This is a genomic window from Streptomyces sp. MMS24-W38 (assembly GCF_059889265.1).
The window spans coordinates 1,751,906-1,778,016 of record NZ_JCBCPP010000001.1 but is presented as its reverse complement, the minus strand read 5'-3'; the positions used below and the strand labels follow the sequence as shown (position 1 = coordinate 1,778,016).

Below are 26,111 nucleotides of genomic sequence, written 5' to 3'. Positions count from 1 at the left end.
ATGAGCACCCCCATCACACCCCAGTCGCCCTCCCGCCCCCGGCTCGGCGTGTTCAAGTTCGCCTCGTGCGACGGCTGTCAGCTCACCCTCCTCGACTGTGAGGACGAACTGCTCGGCATCGCCGACGAGCTGGAGATCGCCCACTTTTTGGAGGCGTCCAGTGAGGTCGCGCCCGGCCCGTACGACCTCGCGCTCGTCGAGGGATCGGTCAGCACCCCCGAGCACCTGGACCGTGTCCGGCGCATCCGTGCCGACTCCCGCCACCTCGTCACCATCGGCGCCTGCGCCACGGCCGGAGGCGTGCAGGCGCTGCGCAACTACGCCGACGTCGAGGGGTACCTGGCGACGGTCTACGCCCGCCCCGACTACATCGAAACCCTCGCGACCTCCACACCGATCTCCGCCCACGTACCCGTCGACTTCGAGCTGCGCGGCTGCCCCATCGACCGAGGCCAGCTCGTGGAGGTCATCACCGCCTTCCTCGCCGGGCGGAAGCCCGGCATCCCGAACCACGCCGTCTGCTTCGCCTGCAAGCGGCGCGGCAACGTCTGCGTCACCGTCGCCCACGGCACGCCCTGCCTCGGTCCCGTCACCCACGCGGGCTGCGGAGCCCTGTGCCCGACCTACGGGCGCGGCTGCTACGGCTGCTTCGGGCCGGCCGGCACGACGAACCTTCCCGCGCTCGTCCCGCTCCTGCACCGCGACGGGATGAGCGAGGAGGACATCGGCAGGTTCCTGCACACCTTCAACGTGACCGCCTTCACCGCCGTCGAGGAGGAAGGACCCGGATGAGCGAGCCCGCGACCCGGTCCCAGGTCCTGCGCATCGCCGCACTCACCCGTGTCGAGGGCGAGACCGCGCTGCATCTGCGGATCCACGACGGTACCGTCACCGAGGTCCGGCTCGGCATCTACGAGCCTCCACGGTTCTTCGAAGCCTTCCTCCGGGGCCGTGCTCACACCGAACCTCCCGACCTCACCTCCCGTATCTGCGGGATCTGCCCGGTCGCCTACCAGCTGAGTGCCTGCCGGGCCATCGAGGACGCGTGCGGTGCCGTCGTCGACGGCCAACTCGCCGCCCTGCGCCGCCTGCTGTACTGCGGCGAGTGGATCGAGAGCCAGACGCTGCACATCCACCTGCTGCACGCCCCGGACTTCCTCGATCAGGACGACGTGATCGGCCTCTCCCGTTCCCACCGGCCGCACGTCGAGCGCGGCCTGCGGCTGAAGCAGACCGGCAACGCCGTCATCGAACTGCTCGGGGGGCGCGCGATCCACCCCGTCAACGTTCGTGTCGGTGGCTTCCACCGCACCCCGACCCGCGCCGAACTCCGCCCCCTGGCGGAGCGCCTGCGTACCGCTCTGGACGACGCCTGGGACACCGTGCGGTGGGTCGCAGGCTTCGACTTCCCCGACGCCGAGTGCACCGCCGACCTGCTGGCCCTCGCCGAGCCCGGCACCTACGCCATCGAGTCCGGCGTCCCTACCGTGCTCCCCTACGAAGGGACACGCGCGCCGCGCAGCTTCCCGCTCCGGGACTTCTCCGACCATGTCACCGAGGAGCAGGTTCCCCATTCCACTGCCCTGCACTCCCGACTGGACGGCCGACGGCATCTCGCCGGGTCCCTCGCCCGCTACGCCGTCAACGGCCATCTGCTCTCCCCGACGGCCCTGGAAGCGGCCCGGGAAGCCGGACTGGGCGCTCCCCCGTTGGGCCCGCGGGCAGCGGGCACCGGGCGGGGCGAGGTCTGCACGAACCCCTACCGCAGCATCCTCGTCCGCGCCGTGGAGGTCCTGTACGCAGTGGAGGAGGCCCTGAGGATCATCGCCGACTACGAGCGTCCGGCCCGTCCGTACGTGGACGTGCCTGCTCGGAGCGGCGTCGGGCACGGCGCCACGGAGGCGCCACGTGGCCTGCTCTACCACCGTTACGCACTCGACGACGCAGGCCGCGTCACCGACGCCTGCCTCGTCCCGCCGACCGCCCAGAACCAGGGCGCGATCGAGGAGGACCTGCGCCGCCTGGTCCAGGCCGGGCTCGACCGCGGAGAGGATTCCGAGTCCGAGCTCACCCGGCTGTGCGAGCGGGCCATCCGCAACCACGACCCGTGCATCTCTTGCTCAGCCCACTTCCTGGACCTCGACATCGAGCGGACTTCGCCCCTCGCCTGACACCCGTGGCGGACCGTTTTGGCAGGGTCGGCCGGCGTCCATGGTGTGTCCAGGTGCAGCAGCCGTGCCGGGAGTGCTGTGCATCAGGTGTGGGCCTCCCCGAAGGAGTCACCTGATGAGTACGACGACGGATCACCGGATCGAGACCTCCGGCAGCGTGTCGCCTGCCCTCGCCGACGGCGGTGTTCAGGGTGCCGACGTGAAGTCGACGACGGTGTCGCCGAACGGTCTGTCCCGTGAACTGCTGGAGGATCCGACCGTCCCCGGCAAGGCCCGATACACCGTCACTCGATCGCATGTCCGCCGGAACCTGTCAAACCGATCAAGGCAGGTAGAGCATTCTAAATGCCGCAGCGGTGGCGGGGCGCTCGACCAACTGGCTGTCAGGGCGCTGAGCGACCTCGGCTTCCGGGAGGAGGCACAGGCCTTCCGCCGCTGGCTGCGCAAGCGCATCAAGCTCAAGAACACGCCCTCGGCGGACCCCCTCCAGATCATGTACCGGGTCGACGGCGACCCCCACCTGACGGAAGAGAGCCTCGACCACCTGGAGGGCTATCTGGGATCCCGTCCCGTCCGGGCGGAAAACGGTGCGGCGGACCAGCTCCAGTTCGACATCTACGGCGAGGTCTCCGATGCCCCTGGTCGTGGGCGGTGACATCGGTGCGATCTGCGGCTGGGCGGCGCTGAGCGGCGTCCTGGGCCGGCTCGCCGACCACTGGGACCAGAGCCCGACGAAGGGATCCGGGAGACCCGTAGGGCCAGCAAGGCGAGATCTCCGGACTCTCCCGCAGCATCTCCGACCTCGGCTCATCCTTCGGCACGGCGACCGTCGGCACCATCCAACCGGTCGTAGTCCTCGGCTGATCGTTCGCTGAGGTTCGGTGCTGACCGCCGCTGTCCGGGGCTGTTGGTGTCAGGCACTGATGTCAGCTGCCAGAGCGGACTTGGCAAGTCCGCCGCTCACCCTCTCAAGAGAGACCCCACAGCAATCGCTCCAGAATGAACGCAGCCCGGTCCTCCACCCGGACGGGACCGTCTAGGAGGTGCTGCGGCTGTCGGCTTCGGCTCGGGCTATGGCTTCGGCTTCGCTGTCGGCCAGTGCGAGTGTGACACCGAACGCCCGGGCGATGTGGCCTGCGGCGGACATGACGCGCGCTGTCCCCACGACGGGGGCGATGGCGACGAGAAGGTCCTGCAACTGTTCGACCGTGAAGTCGGCTTTGATCGCGGGGTTGATGTGGGCCAGGTAGGAGACCGCCGGTGCGTCCATCGCCACGAGTGCGGCGATGCGAGCCTGGATGAGCGTTCGCTCGTCCATGTGGCAGTGCTCGACGGAGTCGATCGTCATGGCGGCGATCGTGTCGAGTACAGGGGTCTCGGATGCAGTGGCCATGGCTGGACCGCCTTCTGGTGCTGTGGAGAGCTGAACCGCCACCCGCTCAGTGCGGAATCCCCGCCTGCTCGGCGGTTACCACTCAAGCGTAGGCACTCTCAGGTGGTGGCGCGCGGTGAGCCGGTCGGCCGTACCCGGCGTGCTGATCCTGCCCCCACCGTGTCAGCGCGCCCCGTGTCCTCCTCCTCGATCGTGGAAGTGTTCATTGATCGCAGGAAATCTCAGCCAACCATTCCGGGGTGTAGCACTCAGCAAACGACCACTTCTGGTCCGAGTAGAGGTCGTCCGTGCTGTCGGTGTACACCTCAAGCCTGCCTTGCGGCGTCAAGCGGTAGTACTCGCGAATCGGGTCACCCTCCACAGTGGGGTAAGTCACCTTCAGTTCTGCGCTCTCACCGCTCTTCAGAGCTCGCCGGAGACAGACGATTTCCCGCACCGCCTGCTTCTGTATCTCCTCACCCTGAGCCAAGCTCACTTCGCCACAACTTGAAAACTCAGTTCTGGACTCCCAGTGGTCCTTGACCGGATCGTCCAGCATGCCGCAACCTGCAGCCAGCAAGGACGTGGCCGCTACCGCGACGAGCCGTACGCGGACCGAAACAGCCGCCCCACAGCGGCGACAGGCCCTGCTCCGACCTGTCGTCCGCGCCAGGTCCGCCGGCCCCACCCGCCGCAACTGGTCCGGCACATCGTTGTCGACGTACACGAGCAGACCCGTCTTCGCTCCCAAAGCCCCTCCCCGAACCCCATGTTTGATCGCGGCCGTACCGTACCCGCCGGCTCCGAAATGAGATGCATCGATTCCGCTTCTCCGAACCGTCCCTGGGCCGTCCGAGGTCGCTCATTACCACCCAGCGGCGACCAACAAAGACCGTTTTGCGTCCCGTGGCGGATCCGGCGGATTGTGCCGCGCGTGACCACATTCCCCGGCACAGTACAGCGTCCGCCTGCGGGTGTCCGCGATGCTGAAGAGGGCGACGAGCAGACGGAAGGAATTGGTGAGTTCGTGGGCCGGAAGTCCTTCCATCCCGAAGCGCCACTTCGTGAGCATCACCACCGGCGTGTGAGGGAGGCGAACGCCGGAACGTGCAATGCTCTCCGGCACGTCCTCCTCGCAGGCGCGGGCTTGCCCGCAGAACAGCGCCAGGGGGTGCGAGACCTTGCGTCGGTCATCCTCAGAGAGGCCCTCGAACCACTCGACGCCCCCGGCCGTCGGTCTGAGCCCCTGTGCGAGTTCGTCCAGGATCACCTCGTGTGCGTACAACACAGGCTTCCACCCCATGGTTCAGACCGGCGGTACGCGCACGACCGCCCGTGAGCAGCACGGTTTCTCGTGACCTGACGGCACGGCCCTGACGCGGGCGGCAGGCTCCCCGTAAAAGCCGCGCAGCGCCTTCCAGGCAGGTCGCGCCGAGTGAGTGTCCAACTGCGTGACGACGCAGAGGAACAGCGGCGGACAAGCACGGACGCCCGTGCACCGTCGCACCAGGTGAGAGGTACTCCGGCCCGCGGGCGGACGCCCACCCGAGTTGCTTCGGACGAAGAGGTCGCCGGGCCTTCCGCGATGGTCGGCCGTCCGGTCGTAGCCGGCGGCTTGAGCGGCACTCACCCAGCTCCCGCGGCCATCCTCTGGCCAAGATGGGCCGGACCAAGTGAGTGAACCGTCCTGGCTGCGATGTCACCGTGGGTTCACATCCCACCGCCTCCGCGCGATGCGCGGTGAGAACAGCCCCCGGCCCGGGTGTTCGGTCGGGGGCCGTTCTCGTGTCCGGCTACTGTGACTGCCCGGTGTTCCCCGTGGTTTCCTGCTGGATCGGGCACGCTGGGGCACGGGTGGCTCTCCTGGCTCTCCGGGGGAGGGAAGGCCAGGGGGGCCTCGTCGGGTCTAGGCGGCGGTCACGCGGTTGTCTGCGGCCGTCGGGCTGATACTGCACTCACCGCAAAGCCGCAGACCAGGACTGCTGACAGCGCGATCAAGTTGGTCAGAACGTCTTGGATCTGTGCGACGGGGACGTAGACGACCACGATGACGACGAGGACGGCGGTCCAGTCTCGCAGCCGGGGGATTGAAAGTCGGTTCGCCGAGGTCACACTCATAGCAGTACCTCCTGGGTGCCCGCCCGCCGATCGCTGCTCTGGCCAGGAAGCCTGCGCAGCGATCGGTGGGCTTTCGCGTCGGGCCACTGTGATGTAGATCTCCCCTCGGTGCGCAGTGAAGTAACGATGCGTAAGGGTGATCTGACCCATGGTCACGAGGTGTGGAGGGTATGCGAAGTCGCGGCATCCGCGATGGGGGCGGCAGGGTTCGCTCGACGGCCAATAACCGGATGTTTGTTCGATGGTCGGACGGTGAGGTGCGCCCGACAAGGTCGGCGGTGTCTCCATGGCCGAGTCAAGCCGACGGGGCACCGTTCCTCGGTTGAGCGGTGCCCCGCCTGGAACAGGTTCGCCCCTCATCCTCATCCTCATCAGGTCGATCACGGGACGCTGCGGCCTCCGTAACCCGCTCCGGGTCCCTGCCGGCCGGCCGCTGAGGTTCGACGATGACCCTCGCGGTTCGCGCTTGTCGGTGTCAGCCGCTGATGTACTGCTGACCTCCCTCACTTACGTGGGTGGCTACGACCGGGCGAGTGCACACCGGTGCTCGTGAGGTCCGGTCCCGGCAGGAGGAAACGGCAGGACGACCGTCGCCCACCAGGCATTCCTTCTCCATGGGCAGCAGACGCGGCCTCGGGCCGGCAGGAAAAGAGGTCAGTGGATGATCGGGGACACAGGAGGGGCGGTGCTGCGTAGGGCGTGTACGGCTGTTCGCGCCGCTCGCTCCACCGTGGAGATGCCGTGGGACATGCTCGGGCTGCCGTGAGAGAGGACGACGACGTAGAACGTGCTCCCGTGTGCTTCGACTCGGCCCATGCTGTTGATCACCCAGCGTTGCGATTGGGAGCGCTGCAGCCAGCCGTTCTTGAGTTGCCAGCGGCTGCCTTCCGCAGACACTCCCCAGTCCTGGTCGGCGTCGATCCGGTCCATGAAGGTCTGGATCAGGTGGCGTGAGGCTTTGCTGAGCGGTGAATGGTCGGCGAACACGTCGGTCAACAGGGTTAGTTGGTCTGCCGCGGTGGTGCGGGTGAGGCCCCAGTGGGTACCTGGTCCTGCTTGGGTGGAGGTCAGCCCCAGGGTCTTGTTGGCGTCAGTGAGTCCTGGGCCGCCGCCGATACGTTGCCACAGGGCACCTGCGGAGTCGTTGTCGCTGCTCTGGATCATTGAGGCGGCGGTGGATGTCTCCCACGGGGTGAGCGACCGTCTTTCGCGCTGGGCACGCAGCAGCAGTGCCGCCAGGATGTTCACCTTCGCCACGCTCGCGGTGACGTGTGTTTGGGAGCCGTACACCGTCCGTCGGCCGGTCCTGGGCTCCAGAACGGCGACCGACACCTGAGTGCCGCTCTGTGCTCGAATCGGTTCGAGCAAACGGGCGAGCGCGTTGTTCGCGTCCGTCGGGGCCGGTGTCCGCGTGTCGGGGCGGCCTGGCGGCGCTTGGGCCGGCTTGCTGTTTGCGGGCGTCGAAGGTGCCTGGTTCTGTGCCAGGGGGCGTCCGGCCCGGTCACCGGTTGTGGTGTGACCGGCAACGAAGCAGCCCGTGAGCAGCATGCCCGCTGCGGAGCACGCCAGTACCAGATGTATCCGCTCCCGCCGCGCGCAGGCCTTGCCGTGTCCGCTCGGACCGGGCGGGACAGGCCGGTGCCCCGTTCCGTGGGGTGGACAGGCAGCATGATTCGGATTCATCGGGAACCTCAATCGCACGAGTGGGAGACAACCGGAGGAAGAACCACGCCCACAGTCTTTTCCGGGGTGAGGCGCGCCGCATCCCCGGGCGGTTTCCCCCTAAAGGCGTAACAAGCTCATGACAGAAGCCACCTGACGGCCCCTTGGGAATGAAGCGAAGGCCCGTCTCCCGCGGCCCTGTGCACCTGCCCCGCGCCGCCATGTCGTGCGACGCGCCGCCCCCTGGCCCCCGGGTGCGGTGGCCTGCCCACGCCACTCTTCCCGGTGAGCGCCTTGCAGCGTTTGGGGGAGTTGCGCGGCGTGGCTGTGGGTGTCATCGAGGTTGGTCTGAGTGTGGAAGTAGGTCGGCTGTCTCAGGTGCCGGTGAGGCATGCTGTGCATGCGGGGTGCCTCGTTGCACCCTCACCGGCCTCAACCGTGCTGCCGTCGTGTGTCGTCGACCAGAATCAGCCGCGGCGGTTGGCCCGTGGCGGCGGCTTCGGAGCCCTCGACTTGGGACGCTCGGGTGTGCCGATGGGGGTCACTTGACCGACCTGCGACGGAGCGGCAACGGGGCCTGCCGACACTCGGCGTTGCCGACCTGGCTCAACTCCGGGGTGGATCCGACCGAGGCCGCCGAACGTGCGGGCAACAGCGTGGAGGTCCTGCTGAGCCGCTACGCCAAGTGCCTCGACGGACGGCAGGACGTCGCCAACCGACGCATCGAGGACCTGCTTCGCGAGTACGAGTGAATCCGCCTGAACGAGTTCGAGGCCCCTGGCACCGCGTCAGGGGCCTCGTCGCTTGCCCTGTGCGTCAACGTGATCCGGGGGCGCGGGAGCGCTCTGCTGCGAGTAGGCGCTCAAGGTCTTTTCTCGCGCTGTCGAGCGTGGTGAGTATCCGCATACGAGTCTGCTCGAAGTGGGGGTCGACTTCGACGCCGAGGTCATGTCGCAGGGTGACCCGTAGCAGGTACACACCATCGGACAGGGGGCCGCTGAACCATGCCTTCGCGCGCTCATACGCCTCGTTGAGGTTGGGGCTGCTCGGCAACTGCTTGACGACTGAGTACCCGACTCCGAGTGCCCTGTTGAGCTTTGAGGTTACTTGCAGGACGTCCTTCGTCAGTGCCATCTGCGCCTGAGAGTACTGGTCGGCCCAGGCTTCCTTGGCGGCGTCGAGAACCGCCGGGTCGATACTTTCGCCGCGCTCGGCTGCTCGGACGACGTCTCGGGCAGCGACACGGTAGGCGCGAGCCGTTGTGTTCAAATCGGCGTAGAGATCGCGCTTGGCTTGCAGTACCTGCTCATGGCGCTCCTGCTCCCGTTCACGATCAGCACGCTCATTTTGCTCTCGGCTGGCGCGCTGGCTGAGCACTGCCCCACCCAGAGTTCCGCCGAGCGTTCCTCCGACGCTGATGAGCGCGACGGCAAGCGTGGTCACATCCACGAGATCCCCCAACTCGTCCACTTGTCTGCCCGCAGTCGGCGACTGAAGACGGCATGACAACCTCCTCAGTCACGCGATGATCCTCACCCTCGGCGTATGGTCCAAGACCGGGACAGCGAGAAAGAGGAACAGCTCTGCCTGGCTCCAGGAAGCCTCTCTCACCTGCGGTGACGCTTCAAGATCCCGTCCACGCCTCGTCCGCAGACCCCGACATACGCCCGCTCCGGGCGGCACACGGCTGCACATACGCGAAGACCCCGCTCTCAGCGTTTCCGCTGGTGACGGGGTCTTTGGGCACCTCATACTGGGTGCCCCCGGCAGGATTCGAACCTGCGCACACGGCTCCGGAGGCCGTTGCTCTATCCCCTGAGCTACGGGGGCGTGTCGGTTGCGGTGATCGCTTCGACGGGTAGAACAGTACCAGTTCTGGAGGGGTGGGTAGGAACCCGTTTCCCGGAGGGCGTCACCCTGGGTGCCCGCGGGGGCACCCTTGGGGGTGGAAGTAGGGAAAACGCGGACGCGGTGGCCGGTCTCGACCTACTCTCGAGTTGTGCCAGGGGCGTCGCGCCGGGTTCTTGTTGTGGACGACAACAAGGTCATCCGGCAGTTGATCAGGGTCAATCTCGAGCTTGAGGGCATCGAGGTCGTGACCGCGGCCGATGGTGCCGAGTGTCTGGAAGTCGTCCATCAGGTGCGGCCCGACCTCGTCACCCTCGATGTCGCCATGCCGCGGCTGGACGGGCTCAGGACCGCGGCCCGGTTGCGTTCCGATCCCCGTACCCGTGAGCTTCCGCTCGCCATCATCAGTGCCTCTACCCAGTACGAGGTCGAGAACGGGCTCGAGATCGGGGTCGACGCCTTCCTCGCCAAGCCCTTCGAGCCCGGTGAACTCGTGAGGGTGGTCCGGCGGTTGGTCGAGCGGCGGCGGTGCGGAAGTGGTGGGGGCAGGGACGGTGGCCGTGGTGTCGGCGGTGCCGAGCGGGCTGCCGGGCACGCCGGGGGATAGCGGGGGCGGGCGGTCCGTCCGGCGGGACGTCCACATGGCGGACTCCCGGTAAACCGGCTCGCCCTCTCACCCCCCTCCTCCCATACGCTTGTCCCGTGACCCCCGTCGAGCTCTCCCGCACCGTGCTGCACGCGGTGCGCCGTGCCGTCGACGAAGGGGAGCTGAGGGTGACCGTTCCCGAGCGGGTCGCCGTCGCGCCGCCGGGGCCCGGGGGGTGCGGGGAGTACGCCACCAACGTCGCGCTCCAGCTGGCCGGCCAGGCCGGGCACACACCCCGGCATGTCGCCGAGGTGCTGCGGGCCCGGCTCCTTCAGGCCGGCGGCATCGGCGACGTCGTCGTCACCGGGCCCGGGTTCATCAACATCAGTCTGCGGGGGTCCGCTCCCGTCGCCCTCGTGGAGGAGATCCTGAGGGCAGGAAGCACCGGTGGCGCTCCTTACGGGCATCTGGACGGGGGGAGGAGCGGGAGCCGGGAGCGGGTGCTGCTGCACGGGGCTGCCGAGGTGCGTGCCCTGGTTCAGGTCGACGCCCTCGCTCGCATCCTGCGGTCCCAGGGTGTGGTGGTGCGGACCAGTTGCGATGTGCCGGCCTCCGCGCCCGAGTGGGGTGCTGCTCCGGCCGTTCTCGGGGTCGTCATCGACGACGCCGGCGACGGTGACCCGTACGAGGCCCCCCGGGTCGACGTCCGGCCCGTGCCCGCTCCCGGCGACCCGCTGCCCCTCGGCCGGGACGCCGCGCGGTGGGCGTTGCTCCGGCCCGCGTCGCACGACCGGCCCCGGATCACCGGCGAGCACCTGGCCCAGCGGGAGAGCAACCCCCTCTTCCGGGTGCGCTACGCCCACGCCCGCACCCGTGCCCTCCTGCGCAACGCCGCCGACCTCGGGTTCGGGCCCGAGCCCGGCCCCGTCGGCGTGAGCGGAACCCAGCCCCTGTGCGCTGCCCTCGCCGACCACCCCCGCGTCCTGGCCGCTGCCGCCCGGCACCGTGCCCCCGACCGGCTCGCCCGGCACCTCGTCACCGTCGCCGATGCCACGCAGCCCCTGCTCCCCGCCGTGCTGCCCCTCGGTGAGGAGAAACCCTCGGCCGCCCACCGTGCCCGGCTCGCGCTCGCCGAAGCCGCCGGGACGGTGCTGGCCGGCGGCCTGTCCCTGCTCGGCATCGACGCACCCGACCATCTGTGAAAGAGCACGCGAAGAATGAGCCGTTCCGCACACCCCGCAGGACCCCGTCACGCCGACGTCCTCCCCGAGGGGCACTACTCCGCACCGCCCGCCGATCTCAACGCCCTCGACCCGAAGGTGTGGGCGCAGACCGTCAGCCGTGACGAGGACGGTGTGGTCACCGTCGGCGGGATTCCCGTCACGCGGCTCGCCGAGGAGTTCGGCACCCCCGCCTACATCCTCGACGAGACCGACTTCCGCGCCCGCGCGCGAGCCTGGCGCAACGCCTTCGGGAGCGACGCCGACGTGTTCTACGCCGGCAAGGCGTTCCTCTCCCGGGCCGTCGTGCGATGGCTCGACGAGGAGGGGCTGAACCTCGACGTCTGCTCCGGCGGGGAACTGGCCACCGCCCTGTCCGCCGGTATGCCCGCCGACCGGATCGCCTTCCACGGCAACAACAAGTCCGTGGCGGAGATCCGCCGGGCCGTCGAGGCCGGTGTCGGGCGGATCGTGCTCGACTCCTTCCAGGAGATCGTCCGGGTCGCGCACATCGCGCAGTCGCTCGGCACCCGGCAGCGGGTACAGATCCGGATCACCGTCGGCGTCGAGGCGCACACGCACGAGTTCATCGCCACCGCCCACGAGGACCAGAAGTTCGGGATCCCGCTCGCCGGCGGGCAGGCCGCCGAGGCCGTGCGGCGGGCGCTCCAGCTGGACGGGCTGGAGGTCATCGGCATCCACAGCCACATCGGGTCGCAGATCTTCGACATGTCGGGGTTCGAGGTCGCCGCGCACCGGGTGGTCGGGCTGCTCAAGGACATCCGCGACGAGCACGGCGTCGAGCTGCCCGAGATCGACCTCGGGGGCGGTCTCGGCATCGCCTACACCAGCGACGACGACCCCCGCGAGCCGCACGAGATCGCCAAGGCGCTGACCGAGATCGTCACCCGGGAGTGCGAGGCCGCCCGCCTCAGCGTCCCGCGCATCTCCGTGGAGCCGGGGCGTGCCATCGTCGGGCCGACCGCCTTCACGGTGTACGAGGTCGGCACCGTCAAGCCGCTGGACGGCCTGCGCACCTACGTCTCCGTCGACGGCGGGATGTCGGACAACATCCGCACCGCGCTGTACGACGCCGAGTACAGCGTCGCCCTCGTCTCCCGCCGCTCCGACGCCGAGCCGATGCTCAGCCGGGTCGTCGGCAAGCACTGCGAGAGCGGGGACATCGTGGTGCGCGACGCCTTCCTGCCGGGGGACCTGGCGCCGGGCGACCTGATCGCCGTACCGGCCACCGGGGCGTACTGCCGGTCGATGGCCAGCAACTACAACCACGTCCTTCGCCCGCCCGTCGTCGCGGTCGCGGACGGCGAGGCGCGGGTGATCGTCCGGCGCGAGACCGAGGAGGACCTCCTCCGGCTCGACGTCGGGTGAGGTAAGAACAGAGGACGCGAGGGGACGCGGGAGAGGGAGGCGGAAGATCTTCGGTTCTCGCGGGCTTCGCAACGAAATCGATGTCTCACGATCCGGACAAAGGGCAGAAACTTCCGTCCGGTGAGTGAGACTGGTGCAATCGAGACGGTAATCGGGAAACGAGGTCGGATGATGCGTACGCGTCCGCTGAAGGTGGCGCTGCTGGGCTGTGGAGTGGTCGGCTCAGAGGTGGCGCGCATCATGACGACGCAGGCCGACGACCTCGCGGCCCGCATCGGAGCCCCGGTGGAGCTCGCCGGGGTCGCCGTGCGGCGCCCCGACCGGGTGCGTGAGGGCATCCCGGCCGAGCTGGTCACCACCGACGCCACCGCCCTCGTCAAACGGGGCGACCTCGACGTGGTCGTCGAGGTCATCGGCGGGATCGAGCCCGCGCGGACGTTGATCACCACCGCCTTCGCGCACGGCGCGTCCGTGGTCTCCGCGAACAAGGCGCTGCTCGCCCAGGACGGTGCCGCGCTGCACGCCGCCGCCGAGGAGCACGGCAAGGACCTCTACTACGAGGCCGCCGTCGCCGGTGCCATTCCGCTGATCCGGCCACTGCGCGAGTCGCTCGCCGGTGACAAGGTCAACCGGGTGCTCGGCATCGTCAACGGGACGACGAACTTCATCCTCGACGCCATGGACACCACCGGCGCCGGCTATCAGGAGGCACTCGACGAGGCCACCGCCCTCGGGTACGCGGAAGCCGACCCCACCGCCGACGTCGAGGGCTTCGACGCCGCCGCCAAGGCCGCCATCCTCGCCGGAATCGCCTTCCACACGCGTGTGCGGCTCGACGACGTCCACCGCGAGGGCATGACCGAGGTCACCGCCGCCGACATCGCCTCGGCGAAGGAGATGGGCTGCACCATCAAACTGCTCGCCATCTGCGAGCGGGCCGGTGACGGCGCCTCCGTCACCGCGCGCGTGCATCCGGCGATGATCCCGCTCACCCACCCGCTGGCCTCGGTGCGCGGCGCCTACAACGCCGTTTTCGTGGAGTCGGAGGCCGCCGGGCAGCTGATGTTCTACGGGCCCGGCGCCGGCGGGGCGCCCACCGCCTCCGCCGTGCTCGGCGACCTCGTCGCCGTCTGCCGCAACCGGCTGGGCGGGGCCACCGGACCGGGCGAGTCCGCCTACGCGGCGCTGCCGGTCTCGCCGATGGGCGACGTCGTCACGCGCTACCACATCAGCCTCGACGTGGCCGACAAGCCGGGCGTTCTCGCTCAGGTCGCGACCGTGTTCGCGGAGCACGGCGTCTCGATCGACACGGTTCGCCAGCAGGGCAAGGACGGGGAGGCCTCCCTCGTCGTCGTCACCCACCGTGCGTCCGACGCGGCCCTCGGCGGCACCGTCGAGGCGTTGCGCAAGCTCGACACCGTGCGCGGTGTCGCCAGCATCATGCGGGTTGAAGGAGAGTAACCAGCAATGACCCACCAGTGGCGCGGAATCATCGAGGAGTACCGGGACCGGCTGCCGGTCGCCGACACCACGCCGGTTGTCACGCTCCGTGAGGGCGGTACGCCGCTCGTGCCCGCGCAGGTGCTCTCCGAGCGCACGGGTTGCGAGGTCCACCTCAAGGTGGAGGGCGCCAACCCGACCGGGTCCTTCAAGGACCGGGGGATGACCATGGCCATCTCCAAGGCCAAGGAGGAGGGCGCGCAGGCCGTCATCTGCGCCTCCACCGGCAACACCTCCGCCTCCGCCGCCGCCTACGGCGTGCGCGCCGGGATGGTCTCCGCGGTGCTCGTGCCGCAGGGCAAGATCGCGCTCGGCAAGATGGGCCAGGCCCTGGTGCACGGGGCGAAGATCCTCCAGGTCGACGGCAACTTCGACGACTGTCTCACCCTCGCCCGCGCGCTCAGCGACAACTACCCGGTGGCGCTGGTCAATTCGGTCAACCCGGTGCGTATCGAGGGGCAGAAGACGGCCGCCTTCGAGATCGTGGACATGCTCGGTGACGCCCCCGACATCCACGTCCTCCCGGTGGGCAACGCGGGTAACATCACCGCCTATTGGAAGGGCTACCGGGAGTACGCCGCCGACGGCGTGGCCACCCGGACCCCGCGCATGTGGGGCTTCCAGGCCTCCGGCAGCGCCCCGATCGTGCGCGGTGAGGTCGTCAAGGACCCGGCGACCATCGCCACCGCCATCCGGATCGGCAACCCGGCCTCGTGGCAGTACGCGCTCGCCGCGCGGGACGAGTCCGGCGGCCTCATCGACGAGGTGACGGACCGTGAGATCCTGCGCGCCTACCGGCTGTTGGCCTCGCAGGAGGGCGTCTTCGTCGAGCCCGCGTCCGCCGCGTCGGTCGCCGGTCTGCTGAAGGCCGCCGAGCAGGGCAAGGTCGACCCGGGGCAGAAGATCGTGTGCACCGTCACCGGCAACGGTCTGAAGGACCCGGACTGGGCCGTCGCCGGCGCCCCGCAGCCGGTCACCGTCCCGGTGGACGCCGCCACGGCCGCCGAACGGCTCGGGCTGGTCTGACAGGACCGAGGGGACCGAGGGGGCTGAGGGGCCCGCGCGCCCCCGGCCCCTTTGGCGTCCTTCGCGCCCCGCAGCCGCCGCATCGGACGGCAGGAAGGGCGTAAGAGGGCGCTTGCCCGGGGAAGTTTCCCACAGGGGGTGCACAGGGGGCTTACGACACGCATCGTGCGCCTCCCGTGCGCCCTATGTCGACACGGAACCGTCCTTCGATAGGCTGTACTCAACCCACCCGCCGCATATGCCGCGGTACCGCGTCGTCCCCGTGGTCCGGAAGCGACCTCCGAAAGGCGCGGAAGGCGGCCGGCCACCCTGGTCGGCGGCGATCCCTGGGTTTCGTACGCCGTCGAATGTCATTCGACAGTCACCAGCTCAATCGACAGTCGCCCAGATCCAACGACAGTCACCAGCTCAAGGAGAGTCAACGAGCGATGGCCGGTCCCGCGTTCCGCGCCGCCGCCGTCCGGGTGCGCGTCCCCGCCACCAGCGCCAACCTCGGTCCGGGCTTCGACGCCCTGGGCCTCGCGCTGGGCTTGTACGACGACGTGGTCGTCCGGGTGGCCGACGCCGGGCTGCACATCGACATCGCCGGTGAGGGCGGCGAGACCCTCCCGCGCGACGAGAGGCACCTGCTCGTACGCTCCCTGCGCACCGCCTTCGATCTGCTGGGCGGACAGCCGCGCGGCCTGGAGATCGTCTGCGCCAACCGCATTCCGCACGGTCGGGGCCTGGGCTCCTCCTCGGCCGCCATCTGCGCCGGCATAGTCGCCGCCCGCGCCGTGACCATAGGCGCCGAGGCCAAGCTCGACGACACCGCGCTGCTCGAACTCGCCACCGAGATCGAGGGCCACCCCGACAACGTCGCCGCCTGCCTGCTGGGCGGCTTCAGCCTCTCCTGGATGGAGGGCGGCGCGGCCCGCGCGATCAGGCTGGAGCCCGCCGAATCCATCGTCCCGGTGGTCTTCGTACCGGGCAAACCCGTCCTCACCGAGACCGCCCGCGGCCTGCTGCCGCGTACCGTGCCGCACGTCGACGCCGCCACCAACGCGGGCCGTGCCGCCCTGCTCGTCGAGGCTCTGACCAGGCGTCCCGAACTGCTGCTGCCCGCCACCGAGGACCGACTGCACCAGGACTACCGGGCTCCCGCCATGCCCGAGAGCGCGGCGCTGGTGGAGCGGCTGCGCGCGGACGGCGTCCCCGCGGTGATCTCCGGTGCCGGGCCCACCGTCATGGCGCTGGCCGACGCCGACACCGCCGACAAGGTCGAAGCACTGGCCGGCGCCGACTGGGCCGCCAACCGGCTCCGTCTCGATCTGCAGGGAGCGAGCGTGCTTCCGCTTGCCACCTGACACACGGTTGCCGGATGAGGAGAGGGGGAATGTTTGTTGGATCCGGTAGTGTTAACCTCAAGTCTGCACCCGACCCCACCATGGCGAGGTGCCTCGTGTCCCCGTTCGGGACAGACATTCTTCCGGGAGCTCCCCAAGCCACACCGTGTTCTCTGCGCCGTACGCGGACAGTGCGTCGCACGCGGACACTGAACGGCCCGCCGAGCACGCTCCGGAACCGGTGCGACCGCGCCACGTGACACTGGATGTCACGGCTCGGCAAGCGCCATCACCAGAAATTTCTTCCGCCGTTCCGGCGGACAACCGCCCCGGCACGGTTCGCACAGTAAGAACCGAAGCCGGACAGCACAACCGGTCGCCGAGCCAGACAGGCCGACGTCCGCTCCAGGGAAGGACCCTTCGTGAGCGACACCACCGATCTGATGGGCGCACGTGTCGAGGAGACCGCTGCCGCGCCCGCCACGGACGCTTCCGCGCCTGCCAGCGGTGCCGGCTCCCGGCGGCGCCGCGGTACCGGCCTCGAAGGCATGGTGCTGGCCGAGCTTCAGCAGGTCGCATCGGGCCTCGGTATCAGGGGCACCGCGCGTATGCGCAAGAGTCAGCTGATCGAGGTCATCAAGGAGGCGCAGGCGGGAGCAGGTGCCGCCGCGCCGAAGAGCGAGGCCCCGGCCGAGGCGGCGGAGACCAAGCCCAAGCGTCGCGCCACCTCCCGGACCCGTACGGGTGAGACCGCCGAGAAGAAGCAGGCCGCCGCCGAAGACGCCGCGGCCCAGCAGCAGATCGACATTCCCGGCCAGACGGCGCCGAAGGTCTCCGCGCCGGCCGAGCAGGCCCCCGCCGCCGAGGCCGCCCCCGTCGAGCGCCGCCGTCGCGTCACCGCTGAGGCGGGCGCTCCGGCCACCGTGTCGGAGAAGACCGCCGTCGAGGCGAAGACCGAGCCGCAGGACGAGTCGAAGACCGAGGCCCAGTCGCAGCAGTCGCAGGGCGACGCCAAGTCCGACCACGACGGTCACGACGGGCGCCGCCGCGACCGCCGTGACCGCGGCCGCGACCGCAATGACCGGAGCGACCGGGGCGACCGGGCGGACCGCGGTGACCGTCGCCACAGGGGCGACGACCAGCAGCAGACCCAGGGCGGCCAGAGCGGTCAGGGCGGCCAGGGTCGTCAGCAGAGCCAGCAGCAGGGCGGCGGCCGTCAGGACGACGGTTACGACGACGACGGCAGCGGCCGTCGCGGCCGGCGCGGCCGCTACCGCGACCGTCGCGGCCGGCGCGGGCGCGACGACGTGCAGGAGCCGCAGATCACCGAGGACGACGTCCTGATCCCGGTCGCGGGCATCCTCGACATCCTCGACAACTACGCGTTCATCCGGACCTCCGGCTACCTGCCCGGTCCGAACGACGTGTACGTCTCCCTCGCCCAGGTCCGCAAGAACGGCCTGCGCAAGGGCGACCACCTCACCGGCGCGGTGCGCCAGCCCAAGGAGGGCGAGCGCCGCGAGAAGTTCAACGCGCTGGTCCGCCTGGACTCCGTCAACGGCATGGCGCCCGAACACGGCCGCGGCCGCCCGGAGTTCAACAAGCTCACCCCGCTGTACCCGCAGGACCGCCTCCGTCTGGAGACCGACCCCGGTGTCCTCACCACGCGGATCATCGACCTCGTGTCGCCGATCGGCAAGGGCCAGCGCGGTCTGATCGTGGCCCCGCCGAAGACCGGCAAGACCATGATCATGCAGGCGGTCGCCAACGCGATCACGCACAACAACCCCGAGTGCCACCTGATGGTCGTCCTCGTCGACGAGCGTCCGGAAGAGGTCACCGACATGCAGCGGTCGGTGAAGGGCGAGGTCATCTCCTCGACCTTCGACCGCCCGGCCGAGGACCACACCACGGTCGCCGAACTCGCCATCGAGCGCGCCAAGCGCCTGGTGGAGCTGGGGCACGACGTCGTCGTGCTGCTCGACTCGATCACCCGTCTGGGCCGTGCGTACAACCTCGCCGCCCCGGCCTCCGGCCGCATCCTGTCCGGTGGTGTCGACTCGACGGCGCTCTACCCGCCGAAGCGCTTCTTCGGCGCGGCCCGCAACATCGAGGACGGCGGCTCGCTGACCATCCTCGCCACCGCGCTGGTGGAGACCGGGTCCCGCATGGACGAGGTGATCTTCGAGGAGTTCAAGGGCACCGGCAACATGGAGCTCAAGCTCGACCGGAAGCTCGCCGACAAGCGCATCTTCCCCGCGGTGGACGTCGACGCGTCCGGCACCCGCAAGGAGGAGATCCTGCTCGGCAGTGACGAACTGGCCATCGTCTGGAAGCTGCGCCGGGTGCTGCACGCGCTCGACTCGCAGCAGGCGATCGAACTGCTCCTCGACAAGATGAAGCAGACCAAGTCGAACGCCGAGTTCCTGCTGCAGATCCAGAAGACGACGCCGACACCGGGCAACGGCGACTGACGTCCCTCCCGCCCACCTCGGCTCCACCTGGCACAAGGGCCGCTCCCCTCCGAGGGGAGCGGCCCTTTGCATGTACTCGGACAGGTGTACGATCACGCTGTTCCGGGCCGATCTTCACATCGAGACCCGAACTTCCGATCCCGAGGGGGGACTTGCGTGGGTACTTCCATGTCCGGGGGCGGTCGGCACAGACGCCGGATCAGAATCGCGCTGCCCGTCGCCGCCGCCGGCGTCGCCGCGGCCGTCACCGCCGCACTGCTGACCTCGTCCGCCGGCGCCGCCACCGTGCTGCCGCAGCCGCAGCCGCAGCCGACCGCCGCCCCGGCGTTCAGCTCGCCGTCACCGGCCGAGCTGAAGAAGCGCGTCGCCGGCGCGCTCGCCGGTGACGACACCGCCGGCCAGGCGAACCGGTCGTCGCTGAGCAAGAGCACCACCACCGGCGCCGGCAGCAGCGGCTCCGTCATCGACGCGAAGATCATCGGTGGCAGCACGACCGCCATCACCTCTGCGCCCTGGATGGCGCAGCTCCACTACTACGACGACCGGGGCACCAGCCGCACGAGCGACGACATCGGCTTCTTCTGCGGTGGTGCCGTCGTGGCCCCGACGAAGATCCTCACCGCCGCGCACTGCGTCAAGGGATACAACTGGAACGCCAACGGCGCCGTCGTCACGGGGACCGCACAGCTCCCCTCCGCCGACGGGAACCTGCGCGGCGGCACCGTCTCCGGTGTCTGGCGTCAGTGGAACCACCCGTCGTACAACGCGACGACCATCGACAACGACATCGCGGTGCTCACCCTGCCCGGCCCCGTCAAGGCCACTCCGATCCGCATGACCACCTCCGGCGACACCGCCTCCTACGCCGCCGGAAAGAGCGCCAAGGTCTACGGCTGGGGCCGCACCAGCTCCACCAGCCAGGACGTCTCCGAGACGTTGAAGGCGGCCACGCTGCCCATCCAGTCCGACGCCACGTGCGCCCGCACCTACGGCGCCGACTTCGTCAAGGGCCACATGGTCTGCGCGGGCAAGCCCGCCTCCGGCACCGACAGCGGCACCACCTCCGCCTGCAACGGCGACTCCGGCGGCCCGCTGGTCGTGAACAACCGGATCGTCGGCGTCGTCTCCTGGGGCGTGAGGGACTGCGTCGAGAAGGGCGCCTACAGCGTCTTCGCCAAGGTGAGCAGCTACGTCGGGGCCGCTTACGCGCGCGTCGACGACACCAACATCAGCGGTGACCACCGCGCCGACCTGTGGGTGCGCAAGTCCTCGACGACGACCGGCTACTCCATGGACTCCAAGGGCTCCTCCTTCGCGGCCCGCGAGTCCTGGGGCAACTGGAAAGGCGTCAACGTCGTCCTGCAGACCGACCTCAACCGGGACGGGTACCAGGACCTGGTGTACCGGCGCAGCAGCGACGGCGCCGTCTACTGGACCCGGTACGTGATCTCCAGCGGCACCTGGTCCACCAAGCGCATCTTCGACAACTGGAAGTCCCGTACCCGCATCGTCGCCCCCGGTGACGTCACCGGCGACTACCTGCCCGACCTGCTGTCCGTGGACTCCGCCGGTGTGCTGTGGATCTACCCGGGCAAGGGCAACGGCACCTTCTCCGCCCGCGTGAAGGTCGGCTCCGGCTGGAACCAGTACAACTCCGTGCGCGGCCACGGCGACTTCAACGGCGACGGGAAGACCGACCTGATCGCCCGCCACAAGAGCACCGGCGCGGTGTACCTGTACCGGGGCACCGGCAAGGCCGGCACCGGTGCCTTCTCCGGCCGGGTCAAGGTCCGCACCTGGAGCAGCAAGACGTACAACGCCTTCGCCACCGTGGGCGACGTCAGCGGCGACGGCAAGGCCGACTTCCTGGCCCGCACCCCCGGCGGCACCCTGTACCTGTACAAGGGCACCGGGAAGGCCACGAGCGGGATCTTCGCCGCCAGGATCTCCGTCGGTACCGGTTTCCAGCAGTACGGCATCTTCGGCTGACGGCGCGGGACACCACAGGTGAGCGCCGTGCTCACCGCTCCTGAACGGAACACCCCGGGCCCGGCCGTGCGACGGCCGGGCCCGGGGTGTCGTGCGGTCACGGGCCGGTCCTCCCCTCCGGCCGGGCGGCGGAACGACGGGTACGGCGGGAAAATGGCTGCTGTACGGGTCGCCATCCGGCCGGGTCCGGCACCGGAGGCAGGAGCGACCGACCGGGCAGGAGCTGAGGAGCGCATGTCCGCGGAGAGCACACCCGAGGCCGGCCCACCGGCCCGGAGAAGGCGCCGCACGCCGCACGGCAGGCGGCACAGCGGTCTGAGGGCCATGGCGTGGACCGCCGCGGCCGTCCTCGTCCTGGGCGGCGCCGGCGCCGGATACGTGTACGTCAGACTCAACGGCAACCTCACGAGCATCGACATCGACCGTCTCCTCGGCACCGACCGGCCCGAGAAGGCCGGCGACGGCTCCGAGAACGTCCTCGTCCTCGGCTCCGACAGCCGCTCCGGGGACAACCGGAAGCTCGGCGGCGGTACCGACGACGGCGGCGCCCGCTCCGACGCCGCGATGATCGTGCACGTCCACGAGGGGCACCGGAAGGCGTCCGTGGTGTCCCTCCCGCGGGACACCGTCGTCGACCGGCCCGAGTGCACCGACACCGAGGGCGGCACCCACCCCGCCGCGAACGGTGTGATGTTCAACTCCGCGTACGCCACCGGCGGGGCCACCTGCGTCGTGAAGACCGTCGAGTCGATGACCGACCTGCGCATGGACCACTACCTGGAGGTCGACTTCACCGGTTTCCAGAAAATCGTGGACGAACTGGGCGGCGTCGAGGTCACCACCACCGAGGACATCGACGATCCCGACAGCCACCTCGAGCTGGCGGCAGGCACCCACCGGCTCGACGGCGCACAGGCCCTCGGCCTGGTGCGCACCCGGCACGGCGTCGGCGACGGTTCCGATCTGGGCCGCATCCAGATCCAGCAGGCCTTCCTCAGGGCCCTGGTCCGGCAGGTGAAGGACGTCGGACTCCTCGCCGATCCCAAGAAGCTCTACGACATAGCCGACACGGCCACCAGGACCGTCACCACCGACTCCGGCCTGGGCTCGGTGAACTCCCTGATGTCCTTCGTCGACGGCCTGAAGGGCATCGGCCCCGGCGACATGGACATGGTGACCATGCCGGTGCGTTACGACCCCGCCGCCCCCAACCGCGTCCTGCCGTGGAAGGAGAAGGCGCGGCTGGTCTGGGAGGCCCTGAAGAACGACGAACCGATCCCGCGCTCGGCGACGGCGGACACGGCCACGGGTGGGGCCGAGGGCGTCGTCAGCGCATCTTGAGCACGCCTCGAGCGTCCCTCGGGCCCCCGGCGTCGCGAGCCGGACCCGCCCCGGGAACAAACGACGGCCGCCCCCGGTTTTGGGGGATGGCCCCAGTCCTGGCAGACTGGTACGTCGGCTCCGGTTCACGCTCCCGCATCCCGTGGTGGCGACCCGGCGCCCTCCACGATCTAGGAGACACCTTGAAGCGCGACATCCACCCCGCGTACGTCGAGACGCAGGTCAGCTGCACCTGCGGCGCGTCGTTCACCACCCGCAGCACCATCGAGTCCGGCACCGTCCGGGCCGAGGTCTGCTCCGAGTGCCACCCGTTCTACACGGGCAAGCAGAAGATCCTCGACACCGGTGGCCGTGTGGCCCGCTTCGAGGCCCGCTTCGGCAAGGCCTCCGGCTCCAAGAAGTAGCGAGCCACCTATCGCCGGTCCACGGCAGCGCCTCCTGCTGGGGGCGCCCGCCGGGACCGGCGTTTTTGGTCGCCCGCCTTCCCCTTCCCACGCAGTAGCAGGAGCCCAAGATGTTCGAGGCCGTCGAGGAACTCGTCACCGAGCACGCCGACCTGGAGACGAAGCTCGCCGACCCGTCGGTCCACGCCGACCAGGCCAACGCGCGCAGGCTGAACAAGCGGTACGCCGAGCTCACCCCGATCGTCGCCACGTACCGCTCCTGGAAGCAGACGGGCGACGACATCGAAGCCGCGCGTGAACTGGCCGCCGACGACCCGGACTTCGCCGCCGAGGTCAAGGACCTGGAACGGCAGCAGGGGGAGCTGACCGAGAAGCTGCGGCTCCTGCTGGTCCCGCGCGACCCCAGCGACGACAAGGACGTCATCCTCGAGGTCAAGGCGGGCGCGGGCGGCGACGAGTCCGCCCTGTTCGCGGGAGACCTGCTGCGCATGTACCTGCGCTACGCCGAGCGCGTCGGCTGGAAGACCGAGATCATCGACGCCACCGAGTCGGAGCTGGGCGGCTACAAGGACGTCCAGGTCGCCGTGAAGACCAAGGGCGGCCAGGGCGCCACCGAGCCCGGACAGGGCGTGTGGGCCCGGCTGAAGTACGAGGGCGGCGTACACCGCGTGCAGCGGGTGCCGGCCACCGAGTCGCAGGGCCGTATCCACACCTCCGCGGCGGGCGTCCTGGTGACGCCCGAGGCGGAGGAGATCGAGGTCGAGATCAACCCGAACGATCTGCGGATCGACGTCTACCGGTCCTCGGGCCCCGGCGGGCAGTCCGTCAACACCACCGACTCCGCCGTGCGCATCACGCACATCCCCACCGGAGTCGTCGCTTCCTGCCAGAACGAGAAGAGCCAGCTGCAGAACAAGGAGCAGGCACTGCGTATCCTGCGCTCCAGGCTGCTCGCGATGGCGCAGGAGGAGGCGGAACGGGAGGCCTCCGACGCCCGTCGCAGCCAGGTCCGTACCGTCGACCGTTCCGAGAAGATCCGTACCTACAACTTCCCGGAGAACCGCATCTCGGACCACCGCGTCGGGTTCAAGGCGTACAACCTGGACCAGGTCCTGGACGGCGACCTGGACGCGGTGATCCAGGCCTGTGTCGACGCGGACTCGGCTGCCAAGCTCGCCGCAGCGTAACTCTCGTAGACAGCCCGGAGGACCAGCGTGCAGCAACCATTTGGGGGGCGCCCCCCGAACCCCCGCAGCGTGCTGCTCACGGAGGTGGCCCAGGCCACCCAGCGGCTCGCCGACGCCGGCGTGCCCTCGCCGCGCACCGACGCGGAGGAGCTCGCCGCGTTCGTGCACGGAGTCAAGCGCGGCGAGCTGCACCAGGTGAAGGACTCCGACTTCGACGCCCGGTACTGGGAGGTCGTCGCCCGCCGAGAGGCGCGCGAACCGCTCCAGCACATCACCGGGCACGCCTACTTCCGCTACCTCGAACTCCAGGTGGGGCCAGGGGTGTTCGTGCCGCGCCCGGAGACCGAGTCGGTCGTCGGATGGGCCATAGACGCGGTACGGGCCATGGACGTCGTCGAGCCGTGCGTCGTCGACCTGTGCACCGGCTCGGGAGCGATCGCGCTCGCACTGGCCCAGGAGGTCCCGCGGTCCCGGGTGTACGCCGTGGAGATGTCCGAGGACGCCCTGGTGTGGACCCGCAAGAACATGGAGGGGTCAAGGGTCGAACTGCGCCAGGGGAACGCCCTGACGGCCTTCCCGGACCTCGACGGCCAGGTCGACCTGGTGATCTCCAACCCGCCGTACATCCCGCTCACCGAATGGGAGTACGTCGCCCCCGAGGCGCGTGACCACGACCCCGAGATGGCGCTGTTCTCCGGCGAGGACGGCCTCGACCTCATCCGCGGCCTGGAACGCACCGCGCACCGGCTGCTGCGCCCCGGCGGGGTGGTCGTCGTCGAGCACGCCGACACCCAGGGCGGCCAGGTGCCGTGGATCTTCGCCGAGGACCGCGGCTGGACCGACGCCGCCGACCACCCCGATCTGAACAACCGGCCCCGGTTCGCCACCGCCCGCAAGGCGGTCCCGTGAGCTCCCCGCAGACTTCATCCACCCCCAGCCGCACGTGTACGAGGAGGCCCGCCAGATGGCTCGGCGATACGACACCAACGACGCGACCGATCGCGCGACCGGTCTGCGTGAAGCCGCGTCCGCCGTCCGCCGTGGCGAGCTCGTGGTGCTGCCGACGGACACGGTCTACGGCATCGGCGCGGACGCGTTCACCGGGGAGGCCGTCGCCGACCTCCTGGAGGCCAAGGGGCGCGGCCGCAACATGCCCACGCCGGTGCTCATCGGCTCGCCGAACACCCTGCACGGCCTGGTCACCGACTTCTCCGAGCAGGCCTGGGAACTGGTCGACGCCTTCTGGCCGGGCGCGCTGACCCTGGTCGCCCGGCACCAGCCGTCCCTCCAGTGGGACCTCGGGGACACCCGGGGCACGGTCGCCGTACGGATGCCGCTGCACCCGGTCGCCATCGAACTGCTCACCGAGGTCGGCCCGATGGCCGTCTCCTCGGCCAACCTGACCGGGCACCCCGCGCCGGAGAGCTGCGACGCGGCGCAGGACATGCTCGGCGACTCCGTCTCCGTCTACCTCGACGGCGGGCCCACCCCGGGCATCGTCCCCTCGTCGATCGTCGACGTCACGCGCCCCGTGCCCGTACTGCTGCGCGAAGGCGCCGTCTCTCCGGAGGAGCTGCGCAAAGTGGTACCCGACCTCGAGGTGGCGAATTGACGGCGCCCGAGTCGGGGCGTGGCATAGGCAACGGGGAGAGCGACGCGGAGGAGACGACCACCTTCGGATTTCCGCGCGACAGCTTCCGCATCCTCCACGTCAGCACCGGAAACGTCTGCCGCTCGCCCATCACCGAGCGGCTGACCCGGCATTTCGTGAACCAGCGGCTGGGCATCCTGGGCTGCGGCCTGATCGTGGAGAGCGCGGGCACCTGGGGCCACGAGGGCGCGCCGATGGAGACGCACGCGGAGACCGTGCTGGCCGAGTTCGGCGCGGACGCCTCCGGCTTCGTCGGCCGTGAGCTGCTGGACGAGCACGTCATCCGCGCCGACCTGGTCCTGACCGCGACCCGGGACCACCGCGCCCAGGTCATCTCCATGGGCCACTCGGCGGGCCTGCGCACCTTCACCCTGAAGGAGTTCACCCGCCTGGTGAACGCGATCGACCCGGCGACGCTGCCCCCGCTGGACGACGGCCTGGTCATGCGCGCCCGCGCCCTGGTCCGCGCCGCCGCCGCGCTGCGCGGCTGGCTGCTGGCCCCGACCGCCGAGGCGGACGAGGTCTTCGACCCGTACGGGGCACCCCTGCCCCTCTTCCGCTCCATCGGCGACGAGATACACCAGGCCCTGGACCCTGTCGTCACCGCCCTCACCGGCGTCCCGACCCGGGCCTGACCGCTCCGCCCGGATCGCGCGTCCGACCGTCCTGCCCGGGGTGCGGGGGTCCCTGCCCCGGGCGCCACGGTCCCGGGCCGTTCACACCGCCACCGTGTGGCGGGCCGTCCGGCCGTCCGGGCGGGCTCCGTACGGGCTGTCGGGGCGGTGGTGGCTGCGGGGCGACCGCCCGCCGCTCTCCGGGTGGCGTCCGGCACCCCGGGAGAGCGCGGC

22 protein-coding genes, 1 tRNA gene and 1 pseudogene are annotated in these 26,111 nt (G+C 69.9%); 18 read left to right on the top strand and 6 right to left on the bottom strand.

The annotated features are described in order from the left end of the window. The 3 genes from AC6F7H_RS06685 to AC6F7H_RS06675 all read left to right on the top strand — a co-directional run bounded on the left by AC6F7H_RS06685 (position 1) and on the right by AC6F7H_RS06675 (position 2,826). Entirely contained in the window at positions 1-792 is a 792-nt protein-coding gene (locus AC6F7H_RS06685; protein ID WP_500755841.1) for an NADH-quinone oxidoreductase subunit B family protein, read from the top strand. Beyond that, the gene (locus tag AC6F7H_RS06680; RefSeq protein ID WP_500755839.1) at positions 789-2,171 is read left to right on the top strand and encodes a Ni/Fe hydrogenase subunit alpha; all 1,383 of its coding nucleotides are present in this window, start codon (positions 789-791) and stop codon (positions 2,169-2,171) included. The genes AC6F7H_RS06685 and AC6F7H_RS06680 overlap by 4 nt, the downstream gene beginning before the upstream one ends. Positions 2,172-2,286: 115 nt before the next feature. After that, positions 2,287-2,826, top strand: a complete 540-nt coding sequence (locus AC6F7H_RS06675; protein ID WP_500755838.1) for a glycoside hydrolase family 15 protein — start codon at positions 2,287-2,289, stop codon at positions 2,824-2,826. A gap of 381 nt (positions 2,827-3,207) precedes the next feature. Here AC6F7H_RS06675 and AC6F7H_RS06670 read toward each other — a convergent pair whose 3' ends face one another. From AC6F7H_RS06670 to AC6F7H_RS06655, 4 genes are all read right to left on the bottom strand, one after another. After that, positions 3,208-3,564 (bottom strand): carboxymuconolactone decarboxylase, encoded by a 357-nt coding sequence (locus tag AC6F7H_RS06670; RefSeq protein WP_500755837.1) that lies wholly within the window; start codon positions 3,562-3,564, stop codon positions 3,208-3,210. 202 nt (positions 3,565-3,766) lie between these two features. Further along, positions 3,767-4,102 carry a hypothetical protein gene (locus AC6F7H_RS06665; protein ID WP_500755836.1) on the bottom strand — a complete coding sequence of 112 codons (336 nt, stop codon included), beginning with the start codon at positions 4,100-4,102 and terminating at the stop codon, positions 3,767-3,769. Positions 4,103-4,408: 306 nt separating this feature from the next. Further along, a complete protein-coding gene (locus tag AC6F7H_RS06660) occupies positions 4,409-4,813 on the bottom strand; it encodes a DUF5958 family protein (RefSeq protein WP_500755834.1) in 405 nt (134 codons plus the stop codon). A gap of 1,502 nt (positions 4,814-6,315) precedes the next feature. Then, positions 6,316-7,209, bottom strand: coding sequence for a serine hydrolase (locus AC6F7H_RS06655; RefSeq protein ID WP_500755832.1), 894 nt, complete (start codon positions 7,207-7,209; stop codon positions 6,316-6,318). A 695-nt stretch (positions 7,210-7,904) separates the two neighbouring features. Here AC6F7H_RS06655 and AC6F7H_RS06650 point away from each other — a divergent pair. Further along, positions 7,905-8,075 (top strand): annotated as a pseudogene (locus AC6F7H_RS06650) (tyrosine-type recombinase/integrase); the annotation flags it as partial. Between the two features lie 64 nt (positions 8,076-8,139). On the opposite strand, the gene AC6F7H_RS06645 reads toward AC6F7H_RS06650, so the two are convergent. Both AC6F7H_RS06645 and AC6F7H_RS06640 read right to left on the bottom strand, forming a co-directional pair. Then, positions 8,140-8,766, bottom strand: a complete 627-nt coding sequence (locus tag AC6F7H_RS06645) for a hypothetical protein (protein WP_500755831.1) — start codon at positions 8,764-8,766, stop codon at positions 8,140-8,142. Positions 8,767-9,081: 315 nt separating this feature from the next. Next, positions 9,082-9,153: transfer RNA gene (locus AC6F7H_RS06640), tRNA-Arg, on the bottom strand. 115 nt (positions 9,154-9,268) lie between these two features. Here AC6F7H_RS06640 and AC6F7H_RS06635 point away from each other — a divergent pair. From AC6F7H_RS06635 to AC6F7H_RS06570, 14 genes are all read left to right on the top strand, one after another. Next, positions 9,269-9,778 carry a response regulator gene (locus AC6F7H_RS06635; protein WP_500755830.1) on the top strand — a complete coding sequence of 170 codons (510 nt, stop codon included), beginning with the start codon at positions 9,269-9,271 and terminating at the stop codon, positions 9,776-9,778. Positions 9,779-9,873: 95 nt separating this feature from the next. Then, positions 9,874-10,959, top strand: coding sequence for an ArgS-related anticodon-binding protein NrtL (nrtL, locus tag AC6F7H_RS06630; RefSeq protein WP_500755828.1), 1,086 nt, complete (start codon positions 9,874-9,876; stop codon positions 10,957-10,959). 15 nt (positions 10,960-10,974) lie between these two features. Further along, complete coding sequence (lysA, locus tag AC6F7H_RS06625; RefSeq protein WP_500755827.1) at positions 10,975-12,366, top strand: diaminopimelate decarboxylase; 1,392 nt, start codon at positions 10,975-10,977, stop codon at positions 12,364-12,366. Between the two features lie 168 nt (positions 12,367-12,534). Continuing rightward, on the top strand, positions 12,535-13,827 hold the full coding sequence (locus AC6F7H_RS06620; protein ID WP_363037642.1) for a homoserine dehydrogenase: 1,293 nt from the start codon (positions 12,535-12,537) through the stop codon (positions 13,825-13,827). Between the two features lie 6 nt (positions 13,828-13,833). Then, positions 13,834-14,892 (top strand): threonine synthase, encoded by a 1,059-nt coding sequence (gene thrC, locus AC6F7H_RS06615; RefSeq protein WP_202277430.1) that lies wholly within the window; start codon positions 13,834-13,836, stop codon positions 14,890-14,892. Positions 14,893-15,320: 428 nt separating this feature from the next. Further along, on the top strand, positions 15,321-16,238 hold the full coding sequence (gene thrB, locus AC6F7H_RS06610) for a homoserine kinase (RefSeq protein WP_500755825.1): 918 nt from the start codon (positions 15,321-15,323) through the stop codon (positions 16,236-16,238). Positions 16,239-16,639: 401 nt separating this feature from the next. Further along, positions 16,640-18,691, top strand: a complete 2,052-nt coding sequence (gene rho / locus AC6F7H_RS06605) for a transcription termination factor Rho (protein WP_500755823.1) — start codon at positions 16,640-16,642, stop codon at positions 18,689-18,691. Between the two features lie 168 nt (positions 18,692-18,859). Next, positions 18,860-20,680 (top strand): trypsin-like serine protease, encoded by a 1,821-nt coding sequence (locus AC6F7H_RS06600; RefSeq protein ID WP_500761688.1) that lies wholly within the window; start codon positions 18,860-18,862, stop codon positions 20,678-20,680. Between the two features lie 234 nt (positions 20,681-20,914). Next, on the top strand, positions 20,915-22,021 hold the full coding sequence (locus AC6F7H_RS06595; RefSeq protein WP_500755822.1) for an LCP family protein: 1,107 nt from the start codon (positions 20,915-20,917) through the stop codon (positions 22,019-22,021). A 182-nt stretch (positions 22,022-22,203) separates the two neighbouring features. Next, on the top strand, positions 22,204-22,425 hold the full coding sequence (rpmE, locus tag AC6F7H_RS06590) for a 50S ribosomal protein L31 (protein ID WP_202277427.1): 222 nt from the start codon (positions 22,204-22,206) through the stop codon (positions 22,423-22,425). 110 nt (positions 22,426-22,535) lie between these two features. Continuing rightward, a complete protein-coding gene (gene prfA, locus AC6F7H_RS06585) occupies positions 22,536-23,612 on the top strand; it encodes a peptide chain release factor 1 (RefSeq protein ID WP_500755820.1) in 1,077 nt (358 codons plus the stop codon). 69 nt (positions 23,613-23,681) lie between these two features. Next, positions 23,682-24,521, top strand: a complete 840-nt coding sequence (gene prmC, locus AC6F7H_RS06580; protein WP_109378027.1) for a peptide chain release factor N(5)-glutamine methyltransferase — start codon at positions 23,682-23,684, stop codon at positions 24,519-24,521. A 55-nt stretch (positions 24,522-24,576) separates the two neighbouring features. Next, positions 24,577-25,224, top strand: coding sequence for an L-threonylcarbamoyladenylate synthase (locus AC6F7H_RS06575; RefSeq protein ID WP_109378103.1), 648 nt, complete (start codon positions 24,577-24,579; stop codon positions 25,222-25,224). Beyond that, positions 25,221-25,898: an arsenate reductase/protein-tyrosine-phosphatase family protein gene (locus tag AC6F7H_RS06570; protein ID WP_109378026.1), complete on the top strand. Its 678-nt coding sequence runs from the start codon at positions 25,221-25,223 to the stop codon at positions 25,896-25,898. The genes AC6F7H_RS06575 and AC6F7H_RS06570 overlap by 4 nt, the downstream gene beginning before the upstream one ends. The last annotated feature ends 213 nt before the right edge of the window (positions 25,899-26,111 follow it).